7 protein-coding genes are annotated in these 5,664 nt (G+C 75.1%); 4 read left to right on the top strand and 3 right to left on the bottom strand.

Translation table 11 applies throughout. The features are described from left to right. Nucleotides 1-1,194: DNA-3-methyladenine glycosylase 2 (locus tag CCN44_RS09830; protein ID WP_086697390.1), on the top strand; the 1,194-nt coding region annotated here is incomplete at its 5' end. Between the two features lie 9 nt (nt 1,195-1,203). Next, nucleotides 1,204-1,686, top strand: coding sequence for a methylated-DNA--[protein]-cysteine S-methyltransferase (locus CCN44_RS09825; RefSeq protein ID WP_059254176.1), 483 nt, complete (start codon nt 1,204-1,206; stop codon nt 1,684-1,686). A gap of 29 nt (nt 1,687-1,715) precedes the next feature. Here the strand turns inward: CCN44_RS09825 and CCN44_RS09820 are convergent, their stop codons facing one another. Next, a complete protein-coding gene (locus CCN44_RS09820) occupies nt 1,716-2,453 on the bottom strand; it encodes an SIR2 family NAD-dependent protein deacylase (RefSeq protein ID WP_059254178.1) in 738 nt (245 codons plus the stop codon). 86 nt (nt 2,454-2,539) lie between these two features. Here CCN44_RS09820 and CCN44_RS09815 point away from each other — a divergent pair, with 86 nt between their 5' ends. Then, nucleotides 2,540-2,740: a type II toxin-antitoxin system VapB family antitoxin gene (locus CCN44_RS09815; RefSeq protein ID WP_059254180.1), complete on the top strand. Its 201-nt coding sequence runs from the start codon at nt 2,540-2,542 to the stop codon at nt 2,738-2,740. 4 nt (nt 2,741-2,744) lie between these two features. On the opposite strand, the gene CCN44_RS09810 is transcribed toward CCN44_RS09815, so the two are convergent. Beyond that, entirely contained in the window at nt 2,745-3,239 is a 495-nt protein-coding gene (locus CCN44_RS09810; RefSeq protein ID WP_059254182.1) for an NUDIX domain-containing protein, read from the bottom strand. Nucleotides 3,240-3,267: 28 nt separating this feature from the next. Continuing rightward, nucleotides 3,268-4,341, bottom strand: coding sequence for an ADP-ribosylglycohydrolase family protein (locus CCN44_RS09805; protein ID WP_086697389.1), 1,074 nt, complete (start codon nt 4,339-4,341; stop codon nt 3,268-3,270). 163 nt (nt 4,342-4,504) lie between these two features. Between CCN44_RS09805 and CCN44_RS09800 the strand changes: the two genes are divergently transcribed. Beyond that, nucleotides 4,505-5,641 carry a glycerate kinase gene (locus tag CCN44_RS09800; protein WP_086697388.1) on the top strand — a complete coding sequence of 379 codons (1,137 nt, stop codon included), beginning with the start codon at nt 4,505-4,507 and terminating at the stop codon, nt 5,639-5,641. The last annotated feature ends 23 nt before the right edge of the window (nt 5,642-5,664 follow it).

Raw genomic sequence — 5,664 nt, 5'->3', positions numbered from 1 at the left:
CTGATCGCCGACGGCGTCGTGGACCGCGAGGGCGTGCCCGGGCTCGCCGCCCGGCTCGGCTACAGCACCCGGCAGGTGGAGCGGCAGCTGCTCGCCGAGCTGGGTGCCGGCCCCCTCGCGCTGGCCCGCGCCCAGCGCGCCCAGACCGCGCGGCTGCTCGTCGAGACCACGGCGCTGCCCATGGCGGAGGTCGCGTTCGCGGCCGGCTTCTCCTCCATCCGCACCTTCAACGACACCGTCCGCGAGGTCTTCGCCCTCTCCCCGAGCGAGCTGCGCGCCCGCGCGCCCAGGAGCGGCGCGGGCACCCCCGGCGCGCTCGCCCTGCGGCTGCCGTTCCGCGCCCCGCTCAACCCGTCCAACCTCTTCGGCCACCTCGCCGCCACCGCCGTACCCGGCGTCGAGGAGTGGCGGGACGGCGCCTACCGGCGCACGCTCCGGCTGCCGTACGGGCACGGCATCGTCGCGCTCGCCCCCCGCCCCGACCACATCGCCTGCCGACTCACCCTGAGCGACCTGCGCGACCTGACCGTGGCCATCAGCCGCTGCCGCCGCCTGCTCGACCTGGACGCCGACCCGGTCGCCGTCGACGAACGGCTGCGCGCCGATCCGCTGCTCGCACCGCTGGTCGACCAGGGCCCCGGCCGCCGGGTGCCGCGCACGGTCGACGAGGCCGAGTTCGCCGTGCGGGCCGTCCTCGGGCAGCAGGTCTCCACGGCCGCCGCCCGCACCCACGCGGCCCGCCTGGTCACCGCGCACGGCAAACCCCTGGACGACCCCGAGGGCGGCCTCACCCACCTCTTCCCGTCCCCCGAGGCGCTCGCCGGCCTCGACCCCGAGACCCTGGCGATGCCCCGCACCCGGCGCACCACCTTCACCACCCTCGTCCGCCGGCTCGCCGACGGCGATCTGCACCTGGGGGTGGAGGCCGACTGGGCCGAGGCCCGGGCCCGGCTGCTGGAGCTGCCCGGCTTCGGACCGTGGACGGTGGACGTCATCGCCATGCGCGCCCTGGGCGATCCCGACGCGTTCCTCCCCACCGACCTCGGCATCCGGCGCGCCGCGAAGGAACTCGGGCTGCCGTCCACCCCGGCCGCGCTCACCGCCCGTGCGGCGAACTGGCGGCCCTGGCGGGCGTACGCGGTGCAGTATCTGTGGGCGACCGACAGCCACCCGATCAACTTCCTGCCCGTGTGAGGACGTTCAGTGAAACAGCACACCGTCATCGACAGCCCCTACGGCCCGCTCACGCTCGTCGCCGACGACGGCGTCCTGTGCGGCCTCTACATGACCGACCAGCGCCACCGCCCGTCGGAGGAGACCTTCGGCACGCTCGACGACGCCCCCTTCGCGGAGGCCGAGGAGCAGCTCGCGGCCTACTTCGCGGGCGAGCTGAAGGAGTTCACGCTGGAACTGCGCCTGCACGGCACCCCGTTCCAGCGCAGCGTCTGGGAGCAGCTGACCCGGATCCCGTACGGCGAGACCCGCTCCTACGGCCAGCTCGCCGACGCCCTCGGCAACCCCAAGGCCTCCCGCGCGGTCGGTCTCGCCAACGGCCGGAACCCGATCGGCATCATCGTGCCCTGCCACCGCGTCATCGGCGCCGGCGGCGGCCTCACCGGCTACGGCGGCGGCCTGGAGCGCAAGCGCCGCCTGCTGGACTTCGAACGGGGAAGCTCCCTGTTCTGACCGCCCCCGCCCCGCCCGCGCAGGCTCCGTTACGCGCCCGTCTCCGCGGCCAGCCGGCCCAGCAGCACGGGCAGCGCGGTGCCGATCGGTTCGCGGACGACCTCGTCGGCCCGGTCGTCGTAGGGCGTCGGCTCGGCGTTCACGATGACGACCCGGGCGCCGTGGTCGGCGGCGACGCCGACCAGACCGGCGGCGGGCTGCACCTGGAGGCTGCTGCCGACGGCGATGAACACCTGGCAGGCCTTGGTGATGGCCACGGCCTCGCCGAGGACCACCGGGTCCAGCCGCTCGCCGAACATCACCGTCGCCGACTTCAGGATGCCGCCGCACTCCAGGCACGGCGGGTCGTCCTCGCCGGCCTCGACCCGGGCGAGGGCGTCCTCCATGGGGCCGCGGGCGTGGCACCGCGTGCAGACGACACTGCGGGCGCTGCCGTGGAGTTCGAGGACCTTGCGGGCGGGCAGCCCGGCGAGCTGGTGCAGCCCGTCCACGTTCTGGGTGATGACCCGGACCGGGACCCCGGACCTCTCCAGCTCGGCGACGGCCCGGTGCGCCGCGTTCGGCTCGGCCTGGAGGGTGCGGTTCTTGCGGCGCATCTGCCAGGACCGGCGCCGGATCTCCGGGTCCGCCATGTAAGAGGCGTACGTCACGAGCTTCTCGGCCTCCGGATCGCGCCGCCACAGCCCGTTGGGCCCGCGGTAGTCCGGGATGCCGGAGTCGGTGGAGATACCGGCCCCGCTGAGCAGGGCGACGAGCGGCTTGGCCATGGCACCGAGGGTAGGGCGGGCACCGGGGCCGCCGCGAGTGGATAAAGCCGGGTCCCGGAACGGCGCGCCCGTGCTAGCTTCCCGGCATGGCCAAGGTGACTGTCTCGCTCGACGCCCAGCTCGTCGTGGAGGTCATGGTGCTCGCGGGCGTGGGCAGTCCGCAGGACGCCGTCGAACTGGTCGTCCGCGACTACATCGAGCGCGGACACCGGGCGGAGGCCCGGATCGCCGCCCGGGACGAGGCGCTGCGCGAGCTGGACGGCAAGCCCCGCGACCAGGAGGGCTGAGCCCTCACGCCACGCGGTGGCCGTTCTCCAGCTCCGCCGTGTGCGACCCGGCCGCGAGCACGTCCAGGGCGGCCAGCACCCGGCGGCCCAGCGCGCCCGGCAGATGCGCGGTGAGGTCCTCCCGGGCGACCAGCCGCCAGGACAGCAGCTCCTCCTCCTGGAGACGGATCGCCTTCAGGTCGGTCTCGGTCAGGACACCGCCGTCGTACAGGTACGCCACCAGCGGCGGCCGGCCCGTGCCGTGCACCCAGTCCACGGCCAGCAGCCGGCCCAGTTCCCGGTCGAGACCGATCTCCTCCAGCGTCTCCCGGCGGGCGCCCTGGCGCGGTGTCTCCCCGTCGTCGGACTCGATGGTCCCGCCCGGGAGCGCCCAACCCTCCCGGTAGTTGGGCTCGACGAGCAGCACCCGCCCCTCGTCGTCCCGGAAGAGCGCGGCGGCACCGGCGAGGACGCGGGGCAGGCTCGCGATGTACGTGGCGAAATCTGGCGTGGTGGTCATTGGGGAAGGGTAACCAGCCGGCCGGCGGTCACGACCCGCTCGTCGCCAGGCGCAGGGTGCGTTCGGCCAGCGCACTGATCCGTACGCCGTCGAACCCGAACACCGCACTGCGCACCGTGTCCTGGAGCGGGTCCCGCCACCGGGCCGGGATGGCGTCCGCCCCGGCGCGGACGCCGGCCACCGAGCCGGCCGTCGCCCCGTTGGAGTCGGTGTCCAGGCCGCCGCGCACGGTCAGGGCGATGGTCCGGGTGAAGTCACCGTCGCCGTACAGCAGCCCGGCGGCGAGGACGGCGGCGTTCGGGACCGTGTGGATCCAGCCGAGCCCGGCGGTCTCCTCGGTCACCGTGGCCAGGGTCTCCTCCCAGGGCAGCCGCGTCTCGTGCAGGGACGCGACCCGCCGCACGGTCCGGGCCAGCCGGCTGCTCGCCGGGATCACCGAGAGCGCGGTGTCCAGGGCCTCCCGGACGGTCGGGGCGGTGAAGGCCGCCGAGATCAGCGCGGCGGCCCACATGGCGCCGTAGACGCCGTTGCCGGTGTGCGAGAGCACCGCGTCCCGGCGGGCCAGACCGGCGGCCCGCACCGGATCCCCGGGGCAGGTCCAGCCGTAGACGTCGGCGCGGATCAGCGCGCCGATCCACTCCTGGTACGGGTTGTCGTACGTCGCCGTCAGCGGCGGCTTCAGCCCGTTCGCGAGGTTGCGGTACGCGGCCCGTTCCGCCGTGAACGTCTGCAGGTACGGCAGGCTGAGCAGCCACAGGTCGCCGACCTGCTCGGTGCTGAAGCCGAAGCCGTGGGTCTCCAGCAGATGCAGGCCGAGGATCGCGTAGTCGATGTCGTCGTCCCGGCAGCTGCCGTGAATCCGGCCGCGCACGCAACAGCGCCACTCCGGGCGCAGCACGGCGGCCTCGGCCGGGTCGGCGGGCTCGGGCAGGTAGTCGGTGAGCGGCAGTGCGGCGGCCTGCCGCAGATAGCGGTCGATGCGCTCACGGGTCCACACCTCGCCCTGCTCGACCGGCTTGCCGAGCATGTTGCCCGCGATCCGGCCGAGCCAGCCGCCGTGGATGCGGTCGGCGAGGTCCGGTCCGGTGCGCTGGGTGCTCATGGCAGGGGGGTACCCACTTTGCCCGGCCGCCTCCCAGCGGCTTCCCAGGGTTCGGGCGGGGCATGACGGCAGGGGTGTCCTGCGGTTATCGTCACAGCGGCGCGACTGGCCCCGACGTGCGCGGGGCCCGGAGAGCAAGGGGAACAAGGTGGCGGACGCTGCAGTGAACGAGACCCGTCGGGTGCTCATCGCCGCGGACAAGTTCAAGGGCTCGCTGACGGCCGTACAGGTCGCCGAGCGGGTGACGGCCGGGCTGCGCCGGGTCGTGCCGGACCTCCGGGTCGAGGCGCTGCCCGTGGCCGACGGCGGCGACGGGACCGTGGACGCGGCGGTCGCGGCCGGCTTCGAACGCCGGGAGGTACGGGTCGCCGGGCCGCTCGGGCAGGAGGTCACGGCCGCGTTCGCGCTGCGCGACGGCACCGCGGTGGTGGAGATGGCCGAGGCCAGCGGACTCCAGCGGCTCCCGGCCGGCGTCTTCGCGCCCCTCACGGCCTCCACGTACGGCTCCGGGGAGCTGCTGCGCGCCGCGCTGGACGCGGGCGCGCGCACGATCGTGTTCGGCGTCGGCGGCAGCGCCACGACGGACGGCGGCGCGGGCATGCTGTCCGCGCTGGGCGCGCGGTTCCTGACCGAGGAGGGGGAGCCGGTGCCGCCGGGCGGCGGTGGACTCGCCGGACTCGCCCGGGCGGACCTCTCCGGCCTCGACCCCCGGCTGTCCTCGGTCGAACTGGTGCTGGCCAGCGATGTCGACAATCCGCTGACCGGGCCGAAGGGCGCGCCGGCGGTGTACGGCCCGCAGAAGGGCGCCTCTCCGGACGACGTGGCGACGCTGGACGCGGCGCTGGCCCACTTCGCGAAGGTGCTGGAGGCGGAGGCCGGGCCGCGGGCCGCTGAGTACGCGGCGTCGCCGGGCGCGGGGGCCGCCGGCGGCATCGGCTACGGCGCGTTGCTGCTCGGCGCGCGGTTCCGTCCCGGTATCGAGGTCATGCTCGACGTCCTGGGCTTCGCGCCCGCCCTGGAGCGGGCCTCGCTGGTGATCACCGGTGAGGGCTCGCTGGACGAGCAGACGCTGCACGGGAAGGCGCCGGCGGGGGTGGCCGCGGCGGCGCGGGCCGCGGGGCGGACCGTGGTCGCGGTGTGCGGTCGGCTGGCCCTGCCGGCGGAGGCGCTGCTGCGGGCCGGGATCTCCCGGGCCTACCCCCTGACCTCCGTCGAGCCGGACGTGGCCACGTGCATCGCGGACGCGGGGCCGATCCTGGAGCGGGTCGCGATGCGGATCGCCGAGGACCACGTGGCCTGAGGCCCCTGGGGGCTCCGCCCCCA

This window comes from Streptomyces tricolor (genome assembly GCF_002155905.1).
Lineage (GTDB): Bacteria > Actinomycetota > Actinomycetes > Streptomycetales > Streptomycetaceae > Streptomyces > Streptomyces tricolor.
The sequence above is the reverse complement of the archived record's forward strand: the minus strand, read 5'-3'. Positions and strand labels throughout refer to the sequence as shown.

Excerpts from the sequence above, each read along its gene's own strand:
- CCN44_RS09815 (WP_059254180.1), top strand. The coding sequence starts at position 2,540 with ATGGCCAAGGTGACTGTCTCGCTCGACGCCCAGCTCGTCGTGGAGGTC.
- CCN44_RS09820 (WP_059254178.1), bottom strand. The coding sequence starts at position 2,453 with ATGGCCAAGCCGCTCGTCGCCCTGCTCAGCGGGGCCGGTATCTCCACC.
- CCN44_RS09810 (WP_059254182.1), bottom strand. The coding sequence starts at position 3,239 with ATGACCACCACGCCAGATTTCGCCACGTACATCGCGAGCCTGCCCCGC.
- CCN44_RS09805 (WP_086697389.1), bottom strand. The coding sequence starts at position 4,341 with ATGAGCACCCAGCGCACCGGACCGGACCTCGCCGACCGCATCCACGGC.